The organism is Streptomyces sp. NPDC005878 (genome assembly GCF_040629815.1).
In the GTDB taxonomy this organism is placed as follows: Bacteria; Actinomycetota; Actinomycetes; order Streptomycetales; family Streptomycetaceae; genus Streptomyces.
Window position 1 is genome coordinate 24,590 of record NZ_JBEXWK010000022.1, and the last position, 25,139, is coordinate 49,728.

19 protein-coding genes and 1 pseudogene are annotated in these 25,139 nt (G+C 70.7%); 9 read left to right on the forward strand and 11 right to left on the reverse strand.

Annotated elements, in window-relative coordinates:
* Positions 1–160: 160 nt before the first annotated feature.
* Positions 161–511: a hypothetical protein gene (locus ABZ404_RS27385; protein WP_358832529.1), complete on the reverse strand. Its 351-nt coding sequence runs from the start codon at positions 509–511 to the stop codon at positions 161–163.
* A 218-nt stretch (positions 512–729) separates the two neighbouring features.
* Between ABZ404_RS27385 and ABZ404_RS27390 the strand changes: the two genes are divergently transcribed.
* The 3 genes from ABZ404_RS27390 (at position 730) to ABZ404_RS27400 (ending at position 1,778) form a co-directional block, all read left to right on the forward strand.
* Complete coding sequence (locus ABZ404_RS27390) at positions 730–1,230, forward strand: Scr1 family TA system antitoxin-like transcriptional regulator (RefSeq protein WP_358832530.1); 501 nt, start codon at positions 730–732, stop codon at positions 1,228–1,230.
* A complete protein-coding gene (locus ABZ404_RS27395; protein ID WP_358832531.1) occupies positions 1,176–1,442 on the forward strand; it encodes a Scr1 family TA system antitoxin-like transcriptional regulator in 267 nt (88 codons plus the stop codon). The genes ABZ404_RS27390 and ABZ404_RS27395 overlap by 55 nt, the downstream gene beginning before the upstream one ends.
* Positions 1,443–1,571: 129 nt before the next feature.
* The gene (locus ABZ404_RS27400; RefSeq protein WP_358832532.1) at positions 1,572–1,778 is read left to right on the forward strand and encodes a DUF397 domain-containing protein; all 207 of its coding nucleotides are present in this window, start codon (positions 1,572–1,574) and stop codon (positions 1,776–1,778) included.
* 73 nt (positions 1,779–1,851) lie between these two features.
* Here ABZ404_RS27400 and pglX read toward each other — a convergent pair whose 3' ends face one another.
* The 9 genes and pseudogenes from pglX to ABZ404_RS27445 all read right to left on the reverse strand — a co-directional run bounded on the left by pglX (position 1,852) and on the right by ABZ404_RS27445 (position 18,819).
* Positions 1,852–5,682 (reverse strand): BREX-2 system adenine-specific DNA-methyltransferase PglX, encoded by a 3,831-nt coding sequence (gene pglX / locus ABZ404_RS27405; RefSeq protein WP_358832533.1) that lies wholly within the window; start codon positions 5,680–5,682, stop codon positions 1,852–1,854.
* Between the two features lie 93 nt (positions 5,683–5,775).
* Positions 5,776–7,254, reverse strand: coding sequence for a hypothetical protein (locus ABZ404_RS27410; protein ID WP_358832534.1), 1,479 nt, complete (start codon positions 7,252–7,254; stop codon positions 5,776–5,778).
* Positions 7,251–8,666, reverse strand: coding sequence for an AAA family ATPase (locus ABZ404_RS27415; protein ID WP_358832535.1), 1,416 nt, complete (start codon positions 8,664–8,666; stop codon positions 7,251–7,253). The genes ABZ404_RS27410 and ABZ404_RS27415 overlap by 4 nt, the downstream gene beginning before the upstream one ends.
* The gene (locus ABZ404_RS27420; protein ID WP_358832536.1) at positions 8,663–9,169 is read right to left on the reverse strand and encodes a hypothetical protein; all 507 of its coding nucleotides are present in this window, start codon (positions 9,167–9,169) and stop codon (positions 8,663–8,665) included. The genes ABZ404_RS27415 and ABZ404_RS27420 overlap by 4 nt, the downstream gene beginning before the upstream one ends.
* Before the next feature lie 41 nt (positions 9,170–9,210).
* A complete protein-coding gene (gene pglW, locus ABZ404_RS27425) occupies positions 9,211–13,626 on the reverse strand; it encodes a BREX system serine/threonine kinase PglW (RefSeq protein WP_358991000.1) in 4,416 nt (1,471 codons plus the stop codon).
* Between the two features lie 515 nt (positions 13,627–14,141).
* A pseudogene (locus ABZ404_RS27430) lies at positions 14,142–14,252 on the reverse strand (Uma2 family endonuclease); the annotation flags it as partial.
* 226 nt (positions 14,253–14,478) lie between these two features.
* The gene (locus ABZ404_RS27435) at positions 14,479–16,359 is read right to left on the reverse strand and encodes a DUF2075 domain-containing protein (RefSeq protein WP_358832538.1); all 1,881 of its coding nucleotides are present in this window, start codon (positions 16,357–16,359) and stop codon (positions 14,479–14,481) included.
* A gap of 110 nt (positions 16,360–16,469) precedes the next feature.
* Entirely contained in the window at positions 16,470–18,527 is a 2,058-nt protein-coding gene (locus ABZ404_RS27440; protein ID WP_358832539.1) for a DUF2075 domain-containing protein, read from the reverse strand.
* A gap of 163 nt (positions 18,528–18,690) precedes the next feature.
* Positions 18,691–18,819 carry a DUF6408 family protein gene (locus tag ABZ404_RS27445; RefSeq protein WP_358832540.1) on the reverse strand — a complete coding sequence of 43 codons (129 nt, stop codon included), beginning with the start codon at positions 18,817–18,819 and terminating at the stop codon, positions 18,691–18,693.
* Between the two features lie 256 nt (positions 18,820–19,075).
* Between ABZ404_RS27445 and ABZ404_RS27450 the strand changes: the two genes are divergently transcribed.
* A complete protein-coding gene (locus tag ABZ404_RS27450; protein ID WP_358832541.1) occupies positions 19,076–19,957 on the forward strand; it encodes a carbon-nitrogen hydrolase family protein in 882 nt (293 codons plus the stop codon).
* 17 nt (positions 19,958–19,974) lie between these two features.
* Here the strand turns inward: ABZ404_RS27450 and ABZ404_RS27455 are convergent, their stop codons facing one another.
* On the reverse strand, positions 19,975–21,162 hold the full coding sequence (locus ABZ404_RS27455) for a threonine synthase (RefSeq protein WP_358832542.1): 1,188 nt from the start codon (positions 21,160–21,162) through the stop codon (positions 19,975–19,977).
* Between the two features lie 160 nt (positions 21,163–21,322).
* On the opposite strand from ABZ404_RS27455, the gene ABZ404_RS27460 reads away from it, so the two are divergent.
* From ABZ404_RS27460 to ABZ404_RS27480, 5 genes are all read left to right on the forward strand, one after another.
* On the forward strand, positions 21,323–22,585 hold the full coding sequence (locus ABZ404_RS27460) for a DUF4190 domain-containing protein (RefSeq protein ID WP_358832543.1): 1,263 nt from the start codon (positions 21,323–21,325) through the stop codon (positions 22,583–22,585).
* A 136-nt stretch (positions 22,586–22,721) separates the two neighbouring features.
* On the forward strand, positions 22,722–23,474 hold the full coding sequence (locus ABZ404_RS27465; RefSeq protein WP_358832544.1) for a GntR family transcriptional regulator: 753 nt from the start codon (positions 22,722–22,724) through the stop codon (positions 23,472–23,474).
* A gap of 424 nt (positions 23,475–23,898) precedes the next feature.
* Positions 23,899–24,078, forward strand: coding sequence for an SPOR domain-containing protein (locus ABZ404_RS27470; RefSeq protein ID WP_358832545.1), 180 nt, complete (start codon positions 23,899–23,901; stop codon positions 24,076–24,078).
* 89 nt (positions 24,079–24,167) lie between these two features.
* Positions 24,168–24,596, forward strand: coding sequence for a (deoxy)nucleoside triphosphate pyrophosphohydrolase (locus ABZ404_RS27475; protein WP_358832546.1), 429 nt, complete (start codon positions 24,168–24,170; stop codon positions 24,594–24,596).
* A 139-nt stretch (positions 24,597–24,735) separates the two neighbouring features.
* Positions 24,736–25,131: an ATP-binding protein gene (locus tag ABZ404_RS27480; protein WP_358832547.1), complete on the forward strand. Its 396-nt coding sequence runs from the start codon at positions 24,736–24,738 to the stop codon at positions 25,129–25,131.
* Positions 25,132–25,139 lie beyond the last annotated feature (8 nt).

The following is a 25,139-nucleotide window of genomic DNA, read 5'->3' on the forward strand; positions in this document are numbered from 1 at the left end:
CGTCTATCCTGCCAGGGCGGCGGGTGCCAGTGGGACGGCTGGGAAGATCAGTGTCAGGACGAGGCCCCCGGACCGCTTGCGCGCAGCACCGCCCAGACGGTCTGGCCCGGAGTGCCTGTGCGGGGTGTCACACCCCAGGTCTCGGCGAGCGCGCCCACGATCAGCAGTCCGCGTCGGCCCTCCTCGGTGTCCACCGCGACCGGTCCGGTGGTGGGCCGGCGCTCGCCCCGCGGGTGTCGCTGACCTCGACCCGCAGCCGCCCCTCGGCCAGGACCAGCCGCAGCAGGGCGTCACGGCCGGGCACGAGGCTGTGCGCGACGGCGTTCGCGGCCAGCTCGGGGACGACGAGGCTCGCGCTCTCGTTGGTCTCGCAGCCGTACGGGTGTCCCCAGGAGTCGAGGCAGTGCGCGGTGAGGCGGCGGGCGAGCCCGGCCCCGCGCGGGGTGGACGTGAAGCGCAGCTCGAAGGTGGCGGGCGCAGGAGCCGTCGGGGTGTCGGCGGGGAGTGTCATGCGTCGACGGTGACGCGGGCAGGACGGGCGCGGCCAGGGGCGGCGGCGGTACGGGAGGGGACTGTTGGGGTGGGCGGGGTGGGTGTCGGGGGAGTACGGATCACTCGTACGGGAGAGCGCGGGGCGACGGCGCCGCTCTCCTGGGGGGGTGTTCCTAGGCGGGGAGATCGCCTGCGGGCGGGCGCGGCCGAGGGCCAGGCTTCGAGGGGGCGGTGGACATGGATCCGGCGAACGGGATCGACACGGTGGGCGTCGCCGACGGCGTGGACCCGGGGAACGGATTCCTGCGCTGCTTCGGCCGCCAGATGAAGCTGCTGCGCGAGGCGGCGGGCCTCACCCAGACGGAGCTGGGCGTGCAGGTGGGGTTCGGGGAGGCGCAGATCGCGTCGGTGGAGCAGGGCCGGCGGATCCCCAAGCCGGAACTGGTCGATGCGGTGGACCGGGTAGTGGGCGGGCGCGGGGTGCTGTCGGCGATGAGGGGGGTGGCGAAGGCGCGGTATCCGGGGTTCTTCCGCCAGTGCGCCCAGCTTGAGACCGAGGCCGTCGAGCTGCACGTCTACGACACCCACATCGTCAATGGGCTGTTGCAAACGGAGGAGTACGCACGAGCGGTCTTTACCATGCGACGGCCCCTACTGGACGAGGAGAGGATCGAGCAGCGAGTGTGGCCGCACGACTGGCCCGCCAGGAGATCTTCTCCCGCAAGTCGCGACCGTTGATGAGCTTCGTCGTCGAGGAAGCCGTTCTGCACCGTCCAGTAGGCGGCACTGATGTGCTGCGAGGACAGCTGGAGCAGGTTCTGCTCATCGGCCACAACCGCAACGTGGAGGTTCAGGTCATGCCCACCGCCCGAGCCGACCACGCGGAGCTCAGTGGGCCGTTCACACTGGCGAGCCCGTGGGACAGCACTGCATCGACTACGCGGAAGTAGCCAGCATCAGCGGGTTGCTCACCGAGCGGAACGCGGCCGCGAACTGGAGGCGCCGTATGGAATCATCCGAGCGCAAGCGCTGACGCCAAGCGAGTCGCTGGCATACATCGAGAAGTTGCTGGGAGAGGTATGAACCTCCGTACGGATGACCTGAGGCAGCCCCTCGTCTGGAAGAAGAGCAGCTACAGCAGCGGTGAGGGCGGCCAGTGTGTCGAGGTCGCCCGGACGGCCGGAGCCGTCCATGTTCGGGACTCCAAGCGGGCCACGGGCCCGGTCCTCACGGTCGCTCCTACGGAGTGGAGCGCGTTCCTACGGATAGCAGTGGAGCGCGGCTGACCTCAGGCGTACGCGTACGAGGGGGCGGGAATCCAGGATTCCCCCCCTCGTACACCTTCGGAGCCGGCCGGGACTACTTGCCCGCCCTGCCCCGCTTCTTCTCGGGGCGCCAGGCGGCGAGGTCGTCCGGGGAGAGCTGGCGGGCGTACATGCCGGCGACGAGGGCGCTGTTGAACTCCTCGGCCGGGTTGCCCTCCCACTCGTCGTCGTACTCGTCGTGCCACTGCTTCACCCACGGCATGACCTCCGCGAGTCCGGCGAGGAGCGGGACGAAGCGGGGGTCTTCCTTCCGCCAGCCGTCCACGTTCAGACGGTCGTTCAGGAGGTTGACGAGGGCCTCGGCTTGATGGCGGTGGTCCCAGCCGGCCCAGCCGATGAGGAGGGAGGGGTCGTTGTCAGGCGAGGCACCCGGGTAGGAAACGAACCGCTCCTTGGGGACGTCCAGCTTGCCCCGGTTCGACCAGTAGCTGTGCTTGAGGAAGTCGGCGGACGTGTACTTGGGCGGGACCTTGATGTCGCGCCGCTCGCCCTCCTCGTCCTCCTTGCGCTGCTCCTCCCAGACCTTCTCCCACTGCGCGCGCTTGCGCAGACCGGACTCCTTGTAGCGGAGCGCGGCGAGATGGGGGACGTGCTCGGGCTCGACGACGGCGGCCAGAACCGTGGACAGCGGGACGTCCCGCTTGTCGAGGTGCCGGTCGGCGTAGAGCGCGGCCACGTCCTGTACGTCCTTGTCGTGGCGCAGGGCGTCGGCGAGCTGGAAGATCGTGAGCGGGCGGGGGGAGGCGATCCCGTCGCGCTCATCGAACCACAGCTCCTCACGCTCCATGGCGTCCAGCAGCCAGGACCGCAGGGCGGCGGCCTCGCGGTCCTTCCAGGGCTTGGTGGTCCAACGCCGCTTGTGCTCGGGCCGCTCGATCAGGCGGATGTCCTTGTTGTCGGCGATGAGGTCGAGCCGTGCCTGAACGATCCGGCGGTAGGACTCGGGCCAGTCGGCGGGGACCTCGGTAACCGGAGTAGAACCGTGGCGCTCGAACCAGGCGGTGTCGGCACCGCTGCGGGCGAGCGCGATCTCGAACGCGCGCTGACCGAGTTGGAGGCGGGGTACGTCGAAGTCGGTGAGGTCGGCCGGATCACTAGGCAGGGTGATGCGCGCGACCTCGGCGGGCGTGAGCAGCCCGTACAACCCGTACACGGTCCAGTCCAGCTCCTCTTGGAGCAGGATCATCCGTGCCCGAATCCGCTCCTGCTCGCCCTCGGCGGCTTCGAGGGCTTCGCGGGCGGGGGGTGTGGTGGTGGAGGAGGCGGTGAGGGTGGCGGCTTCGTGGGCGGCCAGTTCTTGGATAAGCGTGTCGAGTTGGCAGGCGAGGGTGAGTGGCAGCTCGGAGGGGAGGGGAAACTGCTGGAGCTTGGTGCCGGTGAACTCGTAGAAGCGTTCCCACTCCTGTGACTTGAAGCCTTCGTTGACTCCCTGGCTTCCTTTGTCGTGACTGACTTGCTTCAACCAAAAGCAAGCGACCGACGAGTTCAGCACTCCCAGCAGCTCCAGGTGCCGCTTCTCGCTGGCGCCCTCCGGCAGCTTGATCACCGGGGCGGAACGGTTGAACACCTTCCCGCCCCGGTCCAGCACGAAGTGGTTGTGCGTGGCTACGAACGCGAACGCGATCGACAGAGGCGTCCGGTAGCGCTCCGCCACCCATCGGTACCAGGTCCACCACGGCTCGTCGGACTCGGCGCGCGTCTTGCCGCCGAAGCCGATGGTCGACCCGAGTTGTGTCCGCATCGTCCAGAGGTGTTTGCCCCAACTCGTCTCGGGGCGGTACGCCGCGGGCTTGTTGTCAGAGCCGTATGGCACCAAGGCAGGCTCATCCGCGTCGATGTCCCAGTCCCGCACCACATCGCCCGTCACCAATGGGCGGCGAAGCGCGCTGGTGTCCGGCCTCTGGCGGAACCACGAGGGGGATAGGAAGAAGACCTCGTCCTGCCCCGGAAAGCTCGCGAACCCGATCTTCCCGTCGAGCAGGTTGCCCAGCACGCGCGGCGCCTTCTCTACCTTGCTCATAAGCCCGGACGCCCCACCTCCAGAGAGGCTCCAAGGAAACTTGGCCAAATCTGCCCGAGGCAGGTCCTCTACGCTCACCCACTCCTCAGGCCCTACCCCCGGCCTCCGCCACTGCGAGATGATGGCCTGCCAGACCTTGCCCTGAACCTCAGCCCCCTTCGGCGGCTGGCCAGGCTCCCCCCGAACCCCCAGCACCGCCCGAATCGGCAGCGTCTGCCGCGGTCCCTGGTTCCGCCCCACCAGGATCACCGTCGGCGTACCGTGCCCCGGAATGAACGCCCCGGATGTGTCCAGCACATGGGTCAGTTCAACGCCCGGGAAGTCGCGCCGGCGGCGGGTCTGCGGGTCCTTGTACGGCCCCCCGTGGAAGAACGACTCGATCAGCGTCGCGCCGAACTCCCGCTTCATGAAGGAGTTCGCCGTGATCTGTCCCGTGAAGCCGCCGTTCCGGTGGTCACCGCCCGCCCGGACCGCCAGTTCGAAGATCCGCTGCGCGAACGGCACCGACAGCGCGTACTTCCCGGAGCACGCCCAGTAGATCTTGCGGTAGTTCTCGTTCTCGGCCTTGTCCTTGACTGTGATGTAGGGCGGGTTCGCCACGACCACGTGATACGAGCCGCGCCCCAGCAGGTCCGCCTCCTTCACGTACTGCGCCACGTCCTCCGTGCGGTACGTAAATGTCTCGCCCCGCTCGATGTCATCGAACGTGCGGTCGGTCTCGCGGCCGGCTTCCCGCCCATGCAGCAGGGAGTCGCCGACGGCGATGCGGATGGGCATCGACGGAGCCGCCGACAGGCGGTCGACCCGGCACTCCTTCAGCATGGCGACCAGGAGACGGAAGCGGGCGATGGAGACGGCGAAGGGGTTCTTGTCGACGCCGTGGACGGATTCCAGGGCGCGGCGCACCAGCGTCCAGTTCTCCGTGCCCGGCTCGGCCTCGCGCCAGGCGGCGAGCACGCGGCGGAAGAGGCCGAGGAGGAAGTGGCCGGAGCCGCAGGCGGGGTCGATGCAGCGCAGGCCGCGGACGACGGTGGTGACGTCGCCGTTCTCGTCGATCTCCTCGGACGTCTCGCCCCGCCAACCGTCGGGGACGTGCTTCCACACCGGGTCCAGGCCGAACTCCTCCAGGGCCGGGTCCAAAGTGAGGTCGAGGATGAACTCCTCGACGAACTCAGGGGTCTGGAGCAGCGCGTACGTCTTGCGGGCGTGCTCGGACAGGTGCTGGTAGAGGTCGCCGAGAAAACGGGTGTCGAGGGCCGGGTCGCTGAAGTCGTGGCGGATGCGGCCGTCGGGGCCGCGCTCGCGCCAGAATGAGAGCAGACGGGCGGCGGCGTCGTAGGACGGGTCCAGTTCCCACAGCGGGTTGTGGGCCGGGTCGAAGAGGCCCTCCGCGATCACGTGCTCGCGGCCGAGCGCGCGGAAGGACTCCTTGAGCCAGTCGCGGTCGTTCAGCTCGGGGCTCACCCGGAAGAACGCGTCGTGGTTGTCCTGCGCCTCGGCGAGCCGTTCGCCGGGGCCGGACAGGCAGGCGTCGGGGACCAGGCCATTGTCCTCGCAGAAGCGGACGAAGACACAAGCGAGGATCCAGGCGGCGGCGATCTGCACCACCCGCTCCTCCAGCCACGACTCGTACATGACGGAGGTGCGGTCGGACGTCAGGGCCCGCTCGTACTCGGCCTTCAGGGCCTCGGCCTGCTCGCTGTCGCCATGGGCACGCTCGCGCAGGTCTTCCTCCAGGAGCGCCACCTGCTTCTGGAGGTCCTTGAGCAACGTGGCGTGATCCAGCGGCGCTGCGGCCGGCGAATCCGTCGCCTCGGCGGTCGTAGGGGCTTCCTGGGAGGGCACCGGGGTGTTCCTTCGCTTCGTGGTCGCGGCGCGTGCTCTCGCGCCGGTCCGTCCATCCTGCCAGCCCGGACGGCACGGCGGACCCACCGGGACCTACCGTCCGGCGAGCGGAATCCCCCCGAGCCGCCCCAGGCCGAAAGCCAGGCGGTAGATGTCGGGCAGGTCGAGGAGGGAGAAGTCGTCGACGCTCTGGTCACGGCGGCGCAGGACGCCGAGCTCGATCAGCTCCTGGACCAGGCGATGCAGGTCGTCGGGGTGGCGGGGGCCCGTGCGGACCAGCTCCGGGCGCTCGGGCTGCTCGTAGCGGGCCGTGTCTTCCCGAAGAAGCCTTGGGAGATCACGGTCCTGCCAGATGCCGATGATCTTCCCCTGGGCGAGGGGGACCTGGCAGCCGGCGAGCGGCTTTATCGCCAGCTCGACCCACGGGGTGTCCTCGCAGATCTGGTCGACGCGGACCGCGGACGCCTCACGGACGCCGCTCCGAATGGCGTCGTGGTGCAGGGCGCGGTCGTGTGAGGCGCTCGTCGTCCCGGCGGCCACCTCGAGGGCCTTGAGGAAGCTGCGCGGACTGATCCGGCCGTTGCTGTCCATCAGGTGGTTGGGCAGCCAGCTGTAGGGGCGGCCCTGACGGACGTTCGTGCCCATGAACGGGTCGGCGATACGCTCGAAGAGCTGCTGCTGGACCTTCTCGTCGTTGCGCAGGTCGGGCGCGGGAGCGTACCGCACCGGTGTGCCGGGGGCGGAGGGCTGCCAGCCGCCGGTGAAGCGGCGGAACCGCTCGGCCGCCTCGTCGTCCTCGTTGCCCAGGTGGTGGAAGAGGAGCCCGTACAGGTCGGCGCGGGTCCACTCCAGGCGGGCCGCGTTCCCGGACAGCTTCGACGCGTCGGGGAAGAGCTGCTTCGCCGCGTCGAACATGTCGGGGCGCAGGAACACCTTCAGGCGGATGTTGCGCGTGCCGAACCGCATCCGCATCGCCAGACGGAGCAGCTCGGCGATCAGCCGGTTGCGGGTGTCCCAGCCGCTGTGCAGGTGCTCCAGGCCGTCGAAGACCAGCAGGTGCACCGTGTCCTCGGCGGCGGCCTCCGCGTCCGCCTGCGCGAGGGTGGCCTCGGCCGGTCCGGCGTTGGCGCGCAGCCAGGCGACGCGCTCGGCCCAGTTCGCCGTAGCCCTCAGTTCGGGCTGTCCCAGGGCGGTGAGCAGGACGGCCTGCCAGATCTCCTCCGGGAGGGCTCCGCCGGCGAGCAGCGAGGGCAGGGCGAGAGGGCCGGGGTAGTGCGGCACGATGTCCATGCCGTAGCCGGACGTCACGCGCAGGCGGTTCAACCGGTTGATGCGGTACTCGCGGGCCGCCGCTTCACGCAGCTCGGGGTCGAGCAGGGAACGCGCCCAGAACGTCTTGCCGACGCCTCGGTCACCCTGCACGACTGTGCTGTCGACGTACAGCGCGGTGCGGTGCGCGTCCGGCATGTACAGGGTGTGCGGCTCGGGGGGCCGGGTGTCCGCGTCCACGGTGCCCTCCAGCGCGCGCGACAGCAGGTCGCGGTACTCGCCGGGGGTCAGCGAATCGGTCATGGGCGGTCGTCCTCGGACTCGGTGGACTCGGCGGATCCGGCATCGGGATCCGCGGCCGGGCCCGCCAGGATCAGCGGGACGGCCGTGTTCAGGAAGTCACGGTACGCGGCCTCGACGAAGGCGCGCTCCTGCCAGTCCGGGGCGTTGGGCACGTTCATGCCGACTAGGCCCGGCTCGAACAGGATGGGGATCGGGGAGTGGGGCGCGGTGTCGTCATCCAGTTCCCAGGAGCCCTTCGTGGCACCGGAGACCTCGTCCCGCGCGAGCGAGTTGTAGAGGATGCCGAACTCCGCGTGGGCGTTGCGGCGGAAGGAAGCGAGGTGGGTGTCCTTCGAGTAGTGCACCGAGTCCGGGACCATCGAGGCCACCATCCGCAGCTTGTGCCGGATCGCCGGGGCCTGGCCGGACGCCGCCCACGCCTCGAAGAGATCTCGGTATCCCGACCACGTCTGATCGTTGTCCGCGCCGAACAGCAGCGCGTAGTCACACAGGTGCGAGATGGTGACAGCCGCCACGTCGTGGATGCCGGCGCGACTGTCGAGCAGCACCACGTCGGGCAGGCATCCGCTGTCGCTCGCTTCCACCGCCTCCTCGCATGCACGGACCGTGGCGGCCAGGCGGTCGGCGAAACGGGCGCCCTCCGTGTCGGCGTACACACGGTTGAGTTTGTCCACGTACCCGTTCGAGACGCCTTCGGTGCCTGCGCCGCGCGCCGGAGCGATCCACAGCTCGCCCTTGTTGCGTGGGGTGTACCCGGAGCGGGTCACGATCTCCAGGCCGTCCGCGTTGCCGAGCGCGGACTCCACCAGGTGATCCACGACACCGTGTGTGCAGAGCGTGCCACCTGCCAGCAGGAGCGGGCCCACGCCGGGCGACTCCAGGTCGAGGTCGACGACCAGCACGATCTTGCCCTGGTCGGCGAGCCGACGGGCGAGAACGGCGGTCGCCGTCGTGCGGCCCACGCCGCCCTTGAACCCGTACAGGGCGGTACGGCGGGTGCGTGCTGCCACGCTGCTCGCGGCGGCGGAGGGAGTGGTGACATGGGACCACTCCTCGCCGACGACCGTGTTGTCCAGGAGCCGGACCGCGCCCGTCGTGGCGGTGGCCGCATCGACCTCCATGGAGCGAGGCGAGGCCGTCAACGTTCTCGGCAGCCGCACGACCGAGGTCAGGACGAGCGGACGTTCTCCGCAGTAGCGGCCTAGTCGTCCGGTGAACGACTCACGCCAGCGCGCGGCCTGCGCGCTGCTCGCTCCGTCTCCTCTTTCCTTGTCGTCCACCACCAACGAGAACCGGCCCAGGACGTCCCGTACGAGCAGGACGTCGAAGCCCTCCGCGGCGACTTCGCGGGCGACGGCGAAGGCGGCCGGGCGCGCCTCGTCGAAGCGGACGGGTACGGCGTAGAGGGTCATGGCAACTTTCCGGTGAATTGAACGTGCAGGAGCAACTCTTGGGCGAGCGTCGCCGCCTCCTGGCGGCGGGAGAAGAGCACCGCGTCGAGGTGGGTCCCGTCGGCGTAGCGCTCGTCGACACGCCACTCCTCAAAATCCTCGGAGACCCTCGTCAGAGCTTCGGTGAGCGCGGGGCCGGGGCGTCCGTCGAGCAGCAACGGGAGAGCCTGACGCATCTCGTTGATGTGCCCCAGTGGCTTTCGCTTCTTGTTCTGGTTCTGGGCCTGGGGGTCGTCCCACCAAAGCCGACCGCTCTCCGAGCCCCCGCTGTCCCGCATGGACACTCCACCCGCCCCGCCGAACCGCAGCAGCAAAGCCTTCATCAAGCACTCCACCGCGAGCCCGAACAGATGGTCCGCGTTCGGCAGCCGCCCGTCGCCGTGGAGGAAGGAGGCATCTTCGTAGTGCCGTTCCCCCGCGCAGGCGTAATTTGTCTTCGCCTTCTTGCTTCCGTCGTCCCCCACGACGCAGATCATAGGGTCTTCGACTGATCCGAGGTCAGCGTTCAGGTCAGCTCCAGAAGCCCCTCCAGCTCCTTCATGAACAGCCCCTCCAGAACCACCCACTCGCTCACCCGGTCCACCACGTCCACCGTGCGGCCGTCCAGCGCCGGGGTGGCCTGCGGGTCGTCCATGGGAACCAGCAGCCACAGACCGTGCGGCACGGCTGTCGGGCGGCGCGCCGCCTCCTGGAGGGATACCAGCAACTCGCGGCCGCCCACCTCCCAGTACCGGGCTACGAGCGAGGCCCGGTGGGCGAGGAGCACCGTGCGGGGCCCCGCCTGCTCGGCGAGTGTCGTGCAGCGGGCGGCGACGCGCTCGGCGGCGAGCCGGGTGTAGGACGCCAATGCGGTCCCGACCCGGCCCGTGGTGGTGTACTTGGCGTCCGCCTTGAGCAGTGCTCCCCACCGCACCTGCTGCTCGTCGGCCAGAGCACGCAGGGCGCCCAGGAACAGCTCGTCCACATCGACCGGCAGCACGCCGAACCGGGCGGCGAGGCGCTGCGCCGTGCCGGGCAGCTGGACGCCCCGGACGGTCAGAGCGAGGAACCCGCCCCGGCGTGCCGCCTCCTGGAGCCGCACCTCCATCACCCGGCGTGGGTCGCGGCCCTCCGCCAGCTGGCCCTGCGCAGCGTCGTACAGGGCGCCGGTGCTCGTCAGCACCGAGCCGGTGAACGCCGGTCGGCTCTGCTCGGAATCCCGCGCGGGCGGGAAGAAGCGCCGCCTTTCCCGGTCGTACTCCAGTGGGAATTGCGCGTCGGACAGTGCCTCCTCCCACTCCACATACGTGACGTTGGCGAGCGCGGCAAGGCCGGGGAAACGGGACCTCACCCGGCTCAGCAGGTCGTCGATACCGATGCCGATACCGGGGCGTACCCCGGCCGCCGCCTGCGAGATCCTCAGCGCCCGGTCGAGCCCCAGGTCCAACGGGAACAGCTCGAAGCGCGGCGTGACGCCGACTCCGCCCGCTATCGCGGCGGCCAGGGTCAGCAGTCGGGTGTCGGCCAGCGGGGCCATGCCCTCCGGGGCGGGCACCGCACGCAGCTCCCGCAGGACGGCGCCGCCGCCGGGCAGCGGGTCGCGGCCCGCCAGGTCCTCGGCAGCCCGGCCGAGGAGGGTCGCGTACTCGGCGAGCTCCACCGGAGTCGGATCGTCGCTGCCCGGCAGGTCCACCAGGGCCAGCAGCACCGTGCTGCCGCGCCGCAGCACGGCGAACCGTGAGGCGCCGTCCCCGTCCCCCGCGGCGGCGGCATCGTCGCGGCGGGACTCGATCTCGGCGGCCGCCCGCACCACGGCCAGGGCCTGAGCCTGGAGGACGGCCCGGTCCTCCGTACCGTCCTCGTCGTGCCGCGTGTGCCGTACCCGCAGCTCGGTGGAGAGCTCCTGCGCCGTCATCACCCTGCCCTGCTCGGACAGTATGGTCACCAGCTCGTCGCGGATCTTCTCCAGCCATGGGAACGCCGCCCACTGCTCGATCGCGGCGCTCACGTTTCCGGAGACGGTCGGCTGGCTGACGCCGAGGGCCTTGGCAATCGCCGACTGTGCTGGCCACGGCGGTAGTTCACCAGCCTGCTCGACGCCCGGCAGGCCAAGCGTGGCGAGGATGATGTCACGTCGGGGACGGGTGCGGGTGCCGCCCGGGATCAGCCGGGCCGCGAGCGTCTCCACGGACTCCACAGACTCGACGGGCGCATCGGTCGGCACCCGTACGGGCTTCTTCGGCGCGGCGCGCCTGCGGAGATCCTGGGTCCACTGGCGGTGGCGTCTGTTGAGCTCCTTGCGGATCACGTTGCCCGCACCCCGCGCCCGGGAGATCGTGTGCGGCGGGACGTCCAGGAGCTGGCCCACCGTCTCGGCACCGAGGCCGGCGGCCACCGACACCGCCCGCGGCGACAGCCCCGCGGCGTACAGAGGGGTCGCCAGGTCCGCGGCGGCGGCGGCCTGCTCGCGCGCGTCCTCGACGTCCGCCGCCTGAGTGTCGACTGTCGCCGGTGTGGTGGGCGGGCGGGTCGAGTCGGCGCGGCGGAAGACCTGACGCCATGCCTCCTGCATCTGACGGAGACTGTCGAAGCGCTGTTCGACATCACGGTGCAGGGCCTGTCCGAAGAAGTCGGTCAGGCCCTCCGCCAGCGCGGGCTCGAACAGCTCGCGGGCCACGTACAGCTCCGCCTTGGGGACGGTCAGCGGATCGCCCTGGCCGTCACCCCACACCGGCCGCTCGCCCGAGGCCATCTCGTGCAGCGTGACCGCTGCCGCGTACCACTCCGCGTGATCGTCGTAGCGGGCGCGGCGACTGCCGCCCAGGAACGGGTCGAGGTAGCCCCGAGTGCCCGCTTGGAGGTCCTGATCGGGGGCATCGGCCAAGGAGAAGTCGAACAGCATCAGCTGCCAGGAGCCGTCACTGCGCTTGAACAGGCCCAGGTTGTCCGGCTTGATGTCGCGGTGGCGCACCCCACGGGCGGCCAGGCTGTCCAGGGCCTCGAAAAGATCGTTGCCGAACCGCTCCAGCTGCGCGTAACCCAGTCGGCCCTCGCCGCGCAGCCGGGACCCGAGACTGACCGGCTCCCGGTCGTCCGCCGACCGGAACCCACCCGCGTACTCGATCTCCAGGGCGGCATGTCCGCCCAGCTCACGAGGGGCGGCGAGCAGCTTCACGATGCGGTTGCCGCCCACCTCGCGCAGGGCCTTCGCCTCCGCGTGGAGCCGTGCGTCCTTCTCCCGGTCGAGCGCCACCTTGAACACGCGCAGGGACGCCGGGTCCGGCACGCCGTCCTCGACACGGCGCACCAGAAGGGCGCGGGCAGTCGCGCCGGTCCCCAGGACCCGTACGACCTCCCACTCGGCGTCGACGCGGCAGCCGACCTTGGCCGTGAGTGGGTCCGCGACCTCGACGGCCCCGCGCCGGACCGCGGCATCGTCCGCCTCCGCGGCGTCGAGCCGCCGCAGGAACTCCTCGGCGGACGACAACCTGTTCTGCACGTCGGAGGCGGTGGCCCGGAAGACCAGGTCGTCCAGCGCCGCGGAGACGCTGTCGGACACCGCGTACGGATGGAGGCCGCCGTCCGCAGCGAGCCGGTCCACCAGGGCGCCCCGGGCGTCGGCGGGCGGCTTGCCAGTCAGCAGCAGGTAGGAGAGCGCCCCGATGCCGAAGACATCGAGGTCCACCGGGTCGGCGAACTCCCTGGCGGTCTCCGGGGCGAGGTACACCTGGGCGATGTCGGCGACCAGCCCGGTATCCAGCGGTGTCTGCCCGAGGCTGAGGTGCGAGGTGGTGTCGAAGTCCCTGGCGGCGGTCTGCCAGTCGGCGATCCGCAGCACCGGTTCCGTGCCGTCCTCACGCGCGGACACGTACACCGAGCGTGCCGACAGTGCCCGGTGGTACAGCGATCGGTTGTGGGCGTAACGGACGGCCTCGGCAAGCTGGCGCACCAGGTCGAGGCGCACGGCGGGCGAGAGCCGGTCGCCGTACGCGTCCAGATAGGCGTCGAGCCGCAGGTCCGACTCCCGGTGCCGGAAGAGGATTGCCGGGCCGCCCTGGTGTTCGCGGATCTGGACGGCCTGGACGATGCCGCGGTGGTTGATGCCCTGGAGCACCTGGTACTCGCGGAGGGCCGCCCGGTCCACCCGACCGCGCTGCTCCGCTGAGGCGGCTTGGCCGGACAGGTAGATCCGGACCCTGCCGCTCTCCTTGACCAGGCTGTCGTCGCGTACGGCGAGCCGGTCCTCCCAGCCGGGGCCCGCGTCCAGCGCGCGTGAGGCGAGCCGCCAGTCGTCTCCGAAGCGCAGGTGGCTGGTGGAGTGGCTGATCCCGATACGCTTCATCAGCATTTCGAGCCGCTGGCTGTCCTGTGGGGTGACGCGCCAGCTTTCCCGCTCCGGCGGCAGCCGTAGCAGACCGTCCCAGACGCCGGGCAGGCCGCTCGTGCCGTCGTTGCGTCCGTAGACCGACGCGCGCTGGAACTCGTCCAGCTCGCTGACCAGGTCGGGGTCGTGCAGGAAGATCGCCGGCTTGATGAAGGGGATCTTCGCCTCGGGGATTCCTGTCGCCCGGGCGGCACGCTCCAGCTGGGCTTTCAGCTCCTTCGCCTTGAGATCGGTGAGATGCAGGGGGTTGCGCAGCGTCCGCACCCGGTCGCCGTGGAACTGCCAGGTGTCCCCGTGGCTCACCACCCGGCCCGGGTGCCCCTTGAGCTCCAGCAGGTATACGCCGCCGGGCACGGCGATCAGCAGATCGCACTCGTTGACCCGGCCCGTGACACCGGTAAACCTGAATGTCGCCCATGCCCGGTATGGCTCTGCGTTCGGCATCAGCTGCCGCACGTGCTCAAGGCCCTCCTGCTCCCACCGGTAACCGGACCGGCGCGGCTGGAACCAGTGCTCGCGACGCGCCGGCGGGCCGGGTTTGGCGGCGGTCGGCGTCACGTGTAGTCCTCCGGTCATGGGGGGGCGGCGTAATAGGGCAAGCCTAGCGATGCCAAGCACGGAGCCAGCGGCCCCTTCTGGCGGTGTGCGCTGGCTCGATCATCAACTGCGGACTCGGGAGGCACGGCGGATTTCTGGTACGGGGCGCTGTTCCGCCGCTGGGCGGCGATGATGCGGCGGGTCTTCGATTCCTGGGGTATCCAGCCTCCCGCTGGCGGTCCGCGGCGTCACGTAGTTCATTGACGCTCAGGAGGAGGCTTGCCAGCCAACGGCAATCCGACGGTGCGAGCAACGCGGAGCTGATTTCGAGCCGATTGGTGCTGGGGGCGCCTCCCGTGCTGGGATCGTGCTGAGATGGGCCCGCCCGCAGCCATATTTCCTCAGGTGGGAGCTCTGTGCCATACATTCCGGTTCAACGTGTAGCCGGAGCTGACGGAAGGGGCCGGGCTTGGGCGAGTCCGGCCCCTTCCGCGTTGCGCGTCACCTGTTCCGCGGTCCGTTTCCGCGCCGCCCGTTCAGCCCCGTCGTGGCGGTGCCAGTCCTTCCGGGTCCAGGTTGATCTCGAACGGGACGGCGCGCCCGAGGGTCCCCCGGAAGATGTCGGCGGGTGCGTAGCGGCCGGTCGGTCGTCTATTTGGGCACGGACAAGGAGATGGGCATCCCCACGGCTCGGTACCGCTACTGACCGCGTCCGAGCGAATGACGCAACGCTAAGCCCTGAAGTGTAAAGGTGCAGCTCAGAAGGGGTTGGACTCGGGCGACTTCTCTGCCCCGGCGCGTGATCACCACTGGCACAGGTGCGCCGAGCGTCTCGTGCCTGGACAACGCCTGGGAAGCGCGGCCCGCCGTGGGTCACACGGATGTCAGACTCGAGACCCCGCCCGCCAGCTCCCGCAGTTTCTGGCGTGTCTCGGCGTCGGTCGAGTACACCACCGTTCCGATCATTCCCCGGGTCAGCAGGACCTTGTACGTGTTGCGGATCAGTCGGTCCACGTCCGCGTCCGGGGTCGACTTCTTGAAGACGGGGTCCTTGGACGCCGTGCGGTCGGTGATCCAGCGATCGCCGCGCCACACCAGGTCGGGGCCGATGATGACGCCGCTCCAGTCGTACTCGAAGCCCTGGGCCGTGTACACGCAGCCCACCTGTCCGAAACCCGCGGGATCGGTCGCCCACAGCGCGGCCGGCGGCGCGCCGTCGACGGCCCGGTCGCCGAAGACATTCCAGGGCCGCGCCCAGTCCCCGACCACGACGTCGGTCGGCAGTGCCTGCCCGGGCAGCACCTTCTTCGTCCACTTCCAGCAGTAGCCGGCGGACATGCGCGCGCTGTACTTCCGCGCGCGTCGCTCGTCGAGGAAGGCCTCCATCTCCTGCGGACTGTCCGCCACCAGGAGCCGCATCTTTCCGTCCGGTTCCCAGATCACGGGGCCGCCCGGTTCGAGCCCGAGCAGCCGCACCACCCACCGAAGATAGGCGTCGCTGCCGCCGCACCGGAACTGGCTGTCCAGGGGTACCACCTGGCACCGAATCCCCTTCTTCGCGGCGGCCGCCTCGATCTCCGCGACCGTACCCATCTCGCCGGGCCGCACGACCTGGTGTTCGTCCAACAGGAACACCGGGACGCGCGCCGCGTCGATGAGTTCCTCGATCTGCGGTCTGCCGGTGCGGTTCGACGCCGAGGTGTAGCGGTTGGCCGAGGTCTCGCGTATACGGTGGGCCTCATCGCAGATCAGGACGTCCAGAGCGTTGCGCTCGGCGGTCATGAAGCTGTTGAAGTACTTGAAGAGCTCCTTCACCTCGCGCTTCCGGGCGCCCGCGACCTTGCGCATGGTGGTCGTGAACGAGCTGGAGCCCGTCGCGTGGAGCGCGCTGACGCCCTGCCGGTAGAGCTCGCCGAGGAGCGACAGCGCGATGACGCTCTTGCCGGTCCCGGGGCCGCCGGTCACGATCACGACTTCCTTGTGGTCGGCCCGCTTGGCACGGCGAACGGCGTTGAGGACCTCCCGGTAGGCGATCTGCTGCTCGTCCAGCAGCACGAACTGCTCCCGCTCGCGCACCTCCTGGGCGGCCACCGCCATCAACTGCTTGGACGGGCCGATCTTCCCGCTCATCAGCTCGTCGGCGGCCCCCGCGCCGGACCCGGCCCCCAGCCTCGTCCGCAGGTAGTCGATGAACTCCCCGCGGCGCGCACCGATGAAGAGCCGGCCGTGCTGGTCCTGCTCGGCTTCGAAGAGCCCGCCGACGCCGAACTCGGTGGCGTTGTGCAGATACGCTGCGCCGCTGACGCGTTCCGGGTGTGCGGCCAGCACTCTGTTGAAGGAGATGAGGTACTCGCAGTAACCGCGCACCTGGTTGACGGGGTTCAACACCGCCCGGGCGTACGCGTCGACGCGGCACAGCGACGGGTCGTCGTCGTCCGGCTCGGCGCTGCTCCACTGCTTCAGCTCCACCACGACGTACGACGGCACACCGGTCTTGGGGTGCACCCCGGCGAGCACGGCGTCGGCCCGCTTGCTGTTCAGCGGCAGCCCGTACTCCAGCAGCATCTCGACCTGTCCGAGTCCCGCGTCGTTGAGCGCGTTCGCCAGGACGGGAATGCTCCGCTCCCACGAGCGGACCTCGGACGGACCCGGCTTGTGGCCGTGCACGTGCACGAACTGCTCCGTCAGACGGAAGAAGAGAGCACCGGAGAGGCACTCGGCGGCGACCGCGGCGGCGGAGTCGCGGAACAGCAAGGAATGCCCCCAGGCAGCACGAAGGAACTCGTGCGGGTGGGGGCATGTCCTCGGTGACTCCGCCGGGCGGAGCGGAAGCCCGGCGGGCCGCAGCTACGATGGGATCAAGGTTACCCGTGACGTCTGCCGTAGGCGGGTGGCAGTTGCGATCCCTCGGCGGTGAGCTGCGCCTGGGCGCCGTCATAGTGCTGCATGCCGATCGTGCCCGCGATGAGCCTGCGCAGTTCGTTGTGGGTCGCCGGGTCCGTCGCGTAGACCACGGTGCCGACGACGCCGCGGGTGAGGAGCACGTGGTAGGCGTTGCGGACACACCGTTCGACGGTCGCGTCGTCGACTTGGCCGCGGAAGGCGGGGTCGTGCGACGCCGTCCGGTCCACGGTGAACCTGCCGTCGCGGAAGAGCAGGTCGGGGCCGATGATGACGCCGTTCCAGTCGTACTCGAAGGTCTGCGCCGTGTAGACGCAGCCGATCTGCCCGATGCCACGTCGGTCGGTCGACCACAGGTCGGACCGGGGTGCGTCCGGAACCCGGTGTTCCGGCTTCACGTTCCACGGTCGGCGCCAGTCCCCGATGTGCACGTCGTCGACGAGCCGTTCCCCGTCCGGATTGCTCCACGGCCAGCAGAAGCCGGCGGTGATACGCGCGGTGGCTCCCGCGAGGCCACGCTCCTGGATGAACTGCTCCAGTTGCTCGGGGGAGTCGGCGACCGTGAGCGTCATCCGTCCGTCCGGTCTCCAGGGCGCCGGATCGGTACTGTCCAGGCCCAGCAACCGCCGGACCCAGTGCTGGTATCGCTTGCTGCCGCCCGCCCGGAAGGTCCCCTCCAGATCCGTCACCTCGACCAGGCAGCCGTCGTCCTCGGCGAGCTTCCTGAGGTAGTCGGCGGTGCCCACCTCGTCGGGACGGATCGACTGATGGTCGTCGAGTAGGAAGATCGGCACCTTGGCCGCCCGGATCACCTCCGTCGCCTGCGGGCGGTTGTCGTCGCGCAGTTCCTTCGGCGTCCAGCGGTGGGTCGAACTGCGCCGCATGCGGTGCGCCTCGTCACAGATGAGGACGTCGATGCTGTCCGGCGGTGTCTCGCTGAAGCTGTTGAAGTACCGGTACAGCCGGTTGGCCGCGCGGCGCTTGTCCGCCAGCCGCCCGGAGCGTGCCGTACCGAGCATGATCTCTCGCAACGTCTCCGTGTACGCGTGGGAGCCGCTGGCCAGAACGGCCTCGCGGCCCTTGAGTCCGAGCGCTCGCTGCAACTCCAGGGCCACGGCGCTCTTCCCGCTGCCGGGTCCGCCCCGCAGGATGTAGACGCGTTTGGCGCCCTGGTCCGGAGCGGTTCCGTGATCGGTGTCGGGTTCGTAGAACAGGTCCGCGCCCGAGTCGGTGAACCGTGCTGTCTTCTCCAGGTGCCGGGTGATCCGGTCGACCGCGACGTACTGCTCGTCGAGGAGGGTGAGGCCGCCGCCGACGACGGACCGCTGACGGGCCACGTCGGTGACCTTGAGCAGGGGGTCGCGGCGCGCCCGCTGGAGTGCCTCGGCGGCCCGTTTCCCGGACGCGGTCGTGAACCTCGAGGTGAGGACTCTGCGGAACCGGTCCATGTCGTCGAGGGTGTAGAGGAACCCGTGGTCGGTCTCCGGCAGATTGAACAGCGCCTCCACACCGGCGTCACGTGCGTTGTGGAGCAGCACCACGCCCATCAACTGGTCCGGGTCCTGCCGCAGATGGGGCAGATAGCGCATCATGTACTCGCAGTAGCGCTGGACCTGCCGTACCGGATGCAGTTTGTTCTTCCGGTCGCCGAAGCCGAGGTCGACGGCGATCGGGCAGCGGGGGTCCACCGTGGCGTGCCGCACCTGCTTCAGCTCGACCGCGAGGTAGGAGTCCGTCCCGGTGCCGGGATACTCGCCGCACAGCACCAGGTCCACCGCGGAGTTGGTGTGCGGCAGGTCCACCTCGACCTGTACCTCAACGGCCTCTAGACCGCGGTCCAGCAGAGCCTCGACCACCACCGGGACGCTGTTGTTCCAGGCGGCCACATCGCCCTTACCGGGCTCTCCGCCCTTGATCCGGACGTGCTCGTCGATCAGCAGCTCGGCGAGCGGGAGGAGTGTCGATCCGGCCCGGGCCACGATGAGTCGACCGAGTTCGGCCGCGGACAGTTGCAGGAGCACGAAGGTTCCCCAGGCACGAGATGACTCGTGCGGGTGGGGGCATGTCCTTCGTGACTCCCCCGGGGGAGAGCGGAAGCCCGTCGGGCCGCAATGACAGTCCGTAGGTTAACGCGCGCCGCGGCGGGGTGAGGCGGGCCCCCGGAGGCCCGCCCGCCGCCAGGGCTCAGCCGAGGCGGTGCACCACGGCCTGCGCCAGCGCCCACATCAGGTTCGAACCGAAGCTCGCCGTGATGCCCACCAGGACGTCACGGACCCAGTTGCGGCGCTTGGGCGTGTACTCGACTGCAGCCATACGAATGCGTCCCCTTCGGTTGTGACCGGTGACGGTTGCCGGATGACTCCCGCCGGGAGCGCACCATGGGTTCGTGTCACCGAACCGAAAGGCCTACGACTTCGCAGGTCGCGTCGCGTACATCCTCCGGGAGGACACGCGGTGCGGAACAACGCTAGCTCACGAGTGGGCTCTGTGACCAAGGAGTTGAGACGTGTGGCGTCGCATCGTTCGGACGTGGGGACGACGGGATGCACCGCCGTGATCGAATTCCCCCGTGACCACGACCGCCACCCCCGTCCCCCTCCCCCCAAACCCCCTCCGCATAGCCACCGCCCAGACCCCCGTCGCCCCCGGTGACATCGTCGCCAACGCGGCCGCCGTCGCCCGGGTTGTCCGGGCGGCCGGGGACGGTGGGGCCAGGGTTGTGGTGTTCGCGGAGAAGTTTCTCAGTGGGTATGAGCCGGAGCTCATTCGCAGCGACCCACGGCGGTGTGCCGTCAGTTGGCCCGAGGACTCGCGGCTCGGTGTGGTCGTCGACGCCTGTCGGGACAGTGGGGTCGTCGCCGTCGTGGGGGCCGCCGTGTACGACGGCGGGGAGCTGTACGTCTCCGCCCTCGTCGTCGACGGGTCCGGAGTCCTCGCGCGGTATGACAAGCAGCACCTTTTCAAGGCCGAGCGTGCTCTTTACCGGCCCGGCTCCGCCGGTCTCGCCCTCGACGTCGACGGGTGGCGGCTCGGGCTCGGGGTCTGTTACGACTCCGGGTTCCCCGAGCACGCGCGCGCGGCGGCGCTGGACGGCTGCCACGCGTACGTGGTGGGCGCGCTGTTCGGGGCGGGGAACGGGTACCACGAGTCGCGGGTGTGGTTTCCCGCGCGGGCTCTCGACAACACCGTGTACGCGGTGCTCGCCAATCACGTCGGGCGGACGGGGGAGTGGGACACCTGTGGGAGCAGCGCGGTGTGGGGGCCCGACGGGCGGCTCGTCGCCGAGGCCGGGCCCCACGCCGAGGAGATCGTCTGGGCCGATCTGGACCCGGAGACCCTACGCGCCACCCGCGACGCCGAGCCGATGCTCCGGGATCTGCGGCAGGACGGTGGGGTGCCTCCCCGGCGGGTCGTACGTGTGGCGGCCGCCCCGGGCGCGGCAAACCCGTAACCCCTGCCCCACCCTCCCTACCCCACCACCCCCACCCCCGTCTTCAACCCCGCCCCGCACAACGGCACCACCGCGTCCCCGGCCCCCAGGACCTCCGGGCTCGCGCTGACCGCCGCCCAGCACGCCACCCCGGTCGACTCCACGTACAGGCCGCGGGCTGCCAGGTCGCGTTGGGCCGTGGCGATCTGGGTTTCCGTCACCGTCAGGAACGTGCCGCCCGAGGCGCGTACCGCTCGTAGGATCTGGCGGCCCCGGGGCGGGCGGGGGATCGCGATTCCCTCCGCCAGGGTGTTGGCCGCCGCCGTCGGAGTCGGCTCGTCCGCGCCCGCTCGGAACGCCGTCGCCAGCGGTGACACCGCCTCCGCCTGGACCGCGATCAGGGCGGGGCGTTCGGGGATCAGGCCGTGCGCGTACAGCTCCGCCGCGGCCAGGGCGGCGCCCAGCAGCAGTGTGCCGTTGCCGACCGGCACCACCAGCGAGGCGGGGAGGCGGCCGCCGAGGTCCTCCCACAGCTCGTAGACGTACGTCTTGGTGCCGTGCAGGAAGTACGGGTTGAAGACGTGGGAGGCGTAGAACGTGCCGGGGGTGTCGGCCGCCTCCCGGGCAGCGCGCGCCGTGGCCTCGCGGTCACCGGGGACGCGCTCGACCCGGGCCCCGTGCGCCGCGATCTGCTCGACCTTCTTCGGGGAGGTGGCCTCCGGCACGTACACCGTGGTCGGCAGTCCGGCCCGGGCCAGGTACGCGGCGAAGGACGTCCCCGCGTTGCCGCTGCTGTCGGCGATCACGCGCTCGGGGGCGAGGCGCCGGGCCAGCTCGGCGAGGACGACCGCGCCCCGGTCCTTGAAGGACAGCGTCGGCATCAGGAAGTCCAGTTTCGCCGAGACCGTGCCGGTCAGGGGCGTCAGCGGGGTCCGTCCCTCGCCCAGGGTGACCGGCGGCGGGCCGTCGAGCGGGAGGGCCTCCGCGTACCGCCAGAGTGAGTTCACCCGGCCGGCCAGGGCCTCGCGGGGCACTGCCCCGGTGGTGAAATCCAGGTCCCACGGGCCCGCGCACACCGGGCAGCACCAGGGGGCGGCGGCCTCGACCGGCGCCCGGGTGCCGTCCTGCGGGCAGCGGTACGCCACCGTCGCGTCCGCCCTCCCGTCCGCTGCGGAAGGGGCGGAAGTGGCGGAAGGGGCGGGATACCGGCTGTTCGTGTGTGTCATACAGCGACCCTAGAGCGTCGGAGGTGACGGCCCGTCAGGTCGTTGTGGCCGGTGCCGCGCGCTGCGGCGGAGGCCGGGGGTCCGCCGCGCGGCCACCCCTCCCGTCCCCCACGTACGATTCGCGCAGCAGTTCGCCTGACCTCGACGAGGAGCCCCACCCGTGGACATACCGCCGCCGCCCGCGCCCGAGCCGCCTGCGCAGCCGGGCCAGGGCCACGGCCCCGGCTGGCCGCCGCCCCACCCCGGGCCGCAGCAGCCCTGGTACCCGTATCCGCAGCCGTTCCCGGAACCCGTCGCCACCAGCGGTCTGGCCATCGCCTCGCTGGTCACCGGCATCCTCTGCTGTGTGCCGCCGCTCGGGCTCGTCCTGGGCGTGCTCGCCCTGGGGCGGATCCGGAAGAAGGGGCAGCGCGGCAAGGGCATGGCGATCACCGGTGTGGTGCTGTCCTCGGTCAGTACCCTGCTGGCCGTCGTCCTCGTGGCGACCGGCGCGCTGAGCGCCTTCTGGGACGGGGTGCGCGACGGCATCGACGACGCCAGAAGCACCCGCAGCACCATGGACCTGCGCAAGGGCGACTGCTTCAACGTCCCCGGCGGCGAGCTGGAGGCCGAGATCGTCGACGTGGCGGTCGTGTCCTGCGCCGAGCCGCACGACGGAGAGGTCTCCGGCTCCTTCAAGGTGGAGGGCACCTCCTTCCCGGGTGACAAGGAGGTCACCGCGCTCGCCGACCGCAGATGCTGGTACGTCGAGCAGGAGTACGCGCTGGACAGCTGGGCGCTGCCGGTGGAGGCCGAGTCGTACTACTACACGCCGAGCAGCCGCAGCTGGCGGCTCGGGGACCGCACCGTCACCTGCTCCTTCGCCACCACCAGCGGCAAGCTCAAGGGCTCGGTGCGCAACGACGTCCGCCGGCTCGACGCCGACCAGGTGACCTATCTGCGCTCCTCCAACGCCTATGACCGGGTGCTGGCCGCCGGCCCCGACCAGGACCGGGTCGAGGACGATCTGCCCGCCTTCAAGGAGTGGGCCGGGCGGGTCTCGCAGGTGCTGGTGCAGGAGAGCGTCCGGCTGCGCGGGCGCAGCTGGCCGGCCACCGCGAACGCGCAGGTCAGCGCTCGTGCCAAGGAGATGGAGGCGGCGGGCGCGGAGTGGGCGAAGGCGGCCCGGGCCGCCGACGCCGACGCCTTCTCCACGCACTCCGTCGCCGCGGACGGCGCCCTGCGCCAGGCCACCGAAATCGCCGCCCGCCGAGCCCTGCGTCTGGCGACCACCCCGCCCGACACCGGCTCCGGCGGCAGCGACGGCGGCGGCAGGGGCGGCGCCGACGGCGGTACGGACGGTACCGACAGCGGCGGTACGGAGGACGGGCCGGGAACCGGGCGCGGGACCGGAAACGGAAGTGGCGGTTCCAAGGCGGTCTGAGAGGGGTAGCCCTACTCGCGGTATCCGCTGGGCACGGGCAAGATCATCACTTCGGGTGAATGTCTGGCCATGGCTTGCCGCGCACAACCCACGGTTGCCACGCTGTTGCAGTCTGTCAACCTGATGGGAGTGGCCAGTGACTTTCGGTGAGCAGCCGGCTTATCTGCGCGTAGCCAGCGATCTCCGGCAGAAGATCGTCAGCGGGTCGCTGCCGCCGCATACCCGCCTCCCCTCACAGGCGCGTATCCGCGAGGAGTACGGCGTCTCCGACACGGTCGCCCTGGAGGCCCGCAAGGTCCTGATGGCCGAGGGCCTGGTCGAGGGCCGCTCGGGGTCGGGTACGTACGTGAAGGAGCGCCCCGTCCCGCGCCGGGTGGCCCGCTCCGGGTTCCGCCCGGCGAAGGGGGCCAGCCCGTTCCGCCAGGAGCAGGCCGAGGACGGCACCCGGGGCACCTGGGAGTCGAACAGCGAGCAGGAGGACGCGTCCCCCGAGATCGCCGAGCGGCTCGGCATCCTCCCCGGCGACCGGGTGATGCGCACCCGGTACGTGTACCGGGACGCGGGCGAGCAGATGATGCTCTCCACGTCCTGGGAGCCGCTCGCGGTGACCGGCCGCACCCCGGTGATGCTGCCCGAGGAGGGCCCGCTCGGCGGATGCGGGGTGGTGGAGCGGATGGCCGCGATCGACGTGGTGGTGGACAACGTCGTGGAGGAGGTCGGCGCGCGCCCGGGGCTGGCGGAGGAGCTCATGGCGCTCGGCGGGGTCCCGGGCCATGTGGTGATCGTCATCGAGCGGACGTACTACGCGTCGGGCCGCGCGGTGGAGACGGCCGACGTCGTGGTCCCCGCCGACCGCTACCGGATCGCCTACCACCTGCCGGTGAAGTGACCACCCTGGCAGCGGCCCCGCCCACCCCTCTCGCCCGCGCACTCGCCTGCCGGTGAAATGGCCGCCCTGGTAGCGGCCCCCCATCCCCTCTACCCCTGCCGGTGAATGGCCGCCTTCCCGGCGGCCCCACCCCCTCCCACCTGCCCGTGAAGTGGCCCCCTCCCGCCCACCGGTGAGGCGGGTGGCCGCCTCCCGGGCGTGAACCTGCGGTGTCCCCCGAGGGCTGATCCGGCGTCAACTTCCCTCACGGGGGCGCACTCCGAGGAGTGCGCCCCCGTCGCTCTGTCCCGCTGTGGCCGGATCCGTATCTCTTCGTGAGAACACGGATCCGCTGAGTGAAGGTCAGGCGTAGGCTCGGGCATATGCGGAATGCGGTTTCCTGGGGATCTTCACCGACCTGCACGCCGACAGCGGGAGGGGCGCGATGAACGACGGTGGCGTGGTGCTTTCCTGGCAGGTCATACGGCAGGACGACAACGGCAACCGCTACCGCGTCGGACGGTACGCCACCCGGGCCGAGGCCCAGAAGATCGTCGACAGCCTCGACGACCTGGGACACCGCCGGCTCTACTGGGTCGAGCGGATCGCCCAGCCGGCGCAGTAGCGGGACGCCCCGCGGGGGCGGACGGGGAGGCGGGCCGGGCGACGGCCCGCAGGACCGGACTCCGCCCGGCGCGGGTTACGCTCCGGCGCATGGACGTTCGTGTGGTGGTGGCCGGAGCCCTTCTCGACCGCGGCAGGCTGCTCGCCGCGCGCCGAAGTGCCCCGCCCGAGCTGGCCGGCCGCTGGGAGCTGCCCGGCGGCAAGGTGGAGCCGGGCGAGCGCCCCGAGGACGCCCTGGTGCGCGAGCTGCGCGAGGAACTGGGCGTGGAGGCCGAGCCGCTGGAGCGCATCGCGGGGGAGTGGCCGCTGAAGCCCGGGCTCGTCCTGCGGGTGTGGACCGCCCGGCTGGTGTCCGGCGAGCCCCTGCCGCTGGAGGACCACGACGAGCTGCGCTGGCTCGGCCCCGACGAGACCGACCAGGTCGACTGGCTGCCCCAGGACCGCCCGGCGGTGGCGGAGGCGGCGCGCCTGCTCGCGGGGGGCGTCCGGGCGGCGCACGAGGGCGCGCCGGGTCGCTGAACGCCCCTCCCTCCCCCCGGGTCCCTACGCCGTTCGTGCCACCATGCGCCCCACCAGGGGATAGCTGGACCTAAATATCGGGTATGTGGCTATTAATCCTTCCAAACCCCCCGAAGAGTCGGATGCGGGTGAGAGCGGCGTGATCGACACATCCGGCGGCTGCGCCGAATGGACTTTTCCGGCGGAGGCCAACGCCGTGCGCACCGCGCGACACGCCGTCCGGGACACCCTGCGCGGCTGGGAGCTGGACGCGGCCGTCAGCGATGTGGCGGTGCTGCTGGTCAGCGAACTCGTGACCAATTCCCTGCGGTACGCCTCGGGCCCCATCGGCGTACGGATGGTCCGGCTGGAGCCCGGCGCCCTGCTGGTGGAGGTCTCCGACCCGCTGCCCGAGGAGCCCGTCGAGCGGGACGCCGGACCCGACGACGAAGGGGGCCGGGGCCTTCAGTTGGTGGCCTGTTCCGCACGGCGCTGGGGGACCCGGCGCGGCAGGACGGGCAAGACCGTGTGGTTCGAGCTGGCCCTGCCGGGTTAGAAGGAGGG

Bases quoted from the DNA above. Each gene is read 5' to 3' on its own strand.
- ABZ404_RS27410 (WP_358832534.1), bottom strand. From the start codon at position 7,254: ATGACCGATTCGCTGACCCCCGGCGAGTACCGCGACCTGCTGTCGCGC.
- ABZ404_RS27390 (WP_358832530.1), top strand. From the start codon at position 730: ATGGATCCGGCGAACGGGATCGACACGGTGGGCGTCGCCGACGGCGTG.
- ABZ404_RS27455 (WP_358832542.1), bottom strand. From the start codon at position 21,162: ATGACACACACGAACAGCCGGTATCCCGCCCCTTCCGCCACTTCCGCC.
- ABZ404_RS27470 (WP_358832545.1), top strand. From the start codon at position 23,899: ATGAACGACGGTGGCGTGGTGCTTTCCTGGCAGGTCATACGGCAGGAC.
- ABZ404_RS27475 (WP_358832546.1), top strand. From the start codon at position 24,168: ATGGACGTTCGTGTGGTGGTGGCCGGAGCCCTTCTCGACCGCGGCAGG.
- ABZ404_RS27445 (WP_358832540.1), bottom strand. From the start codon at position 18,819: ATGGCTGCAGTCGAGTACACGCCCAAGCGCCGCAACTGGGTCCGTGAC.
- ABZ404_RS27415 (WP_358832535.1), bottom strand. From the start codon at position 8,666: ATGACCCTCTACGCCGTACCCGTCCGCTTCGACGAGGCGCGCCCGGCC.
- ABZ404_RS27385 (WP_358832529.1), bottom strand. From the start codon at position 511: ATGACACTCCCCGCCGACACCCCGACGGCTCCTGCGCCCGCCACCTTC.
- ABZ404_RS27400 (WP_358832532.1), top strand. From the start codon at position 1,572: ATGAACCTCCGTACGGATGACCTGAGGCAGCCCCTCGTCTGGAAGAAG.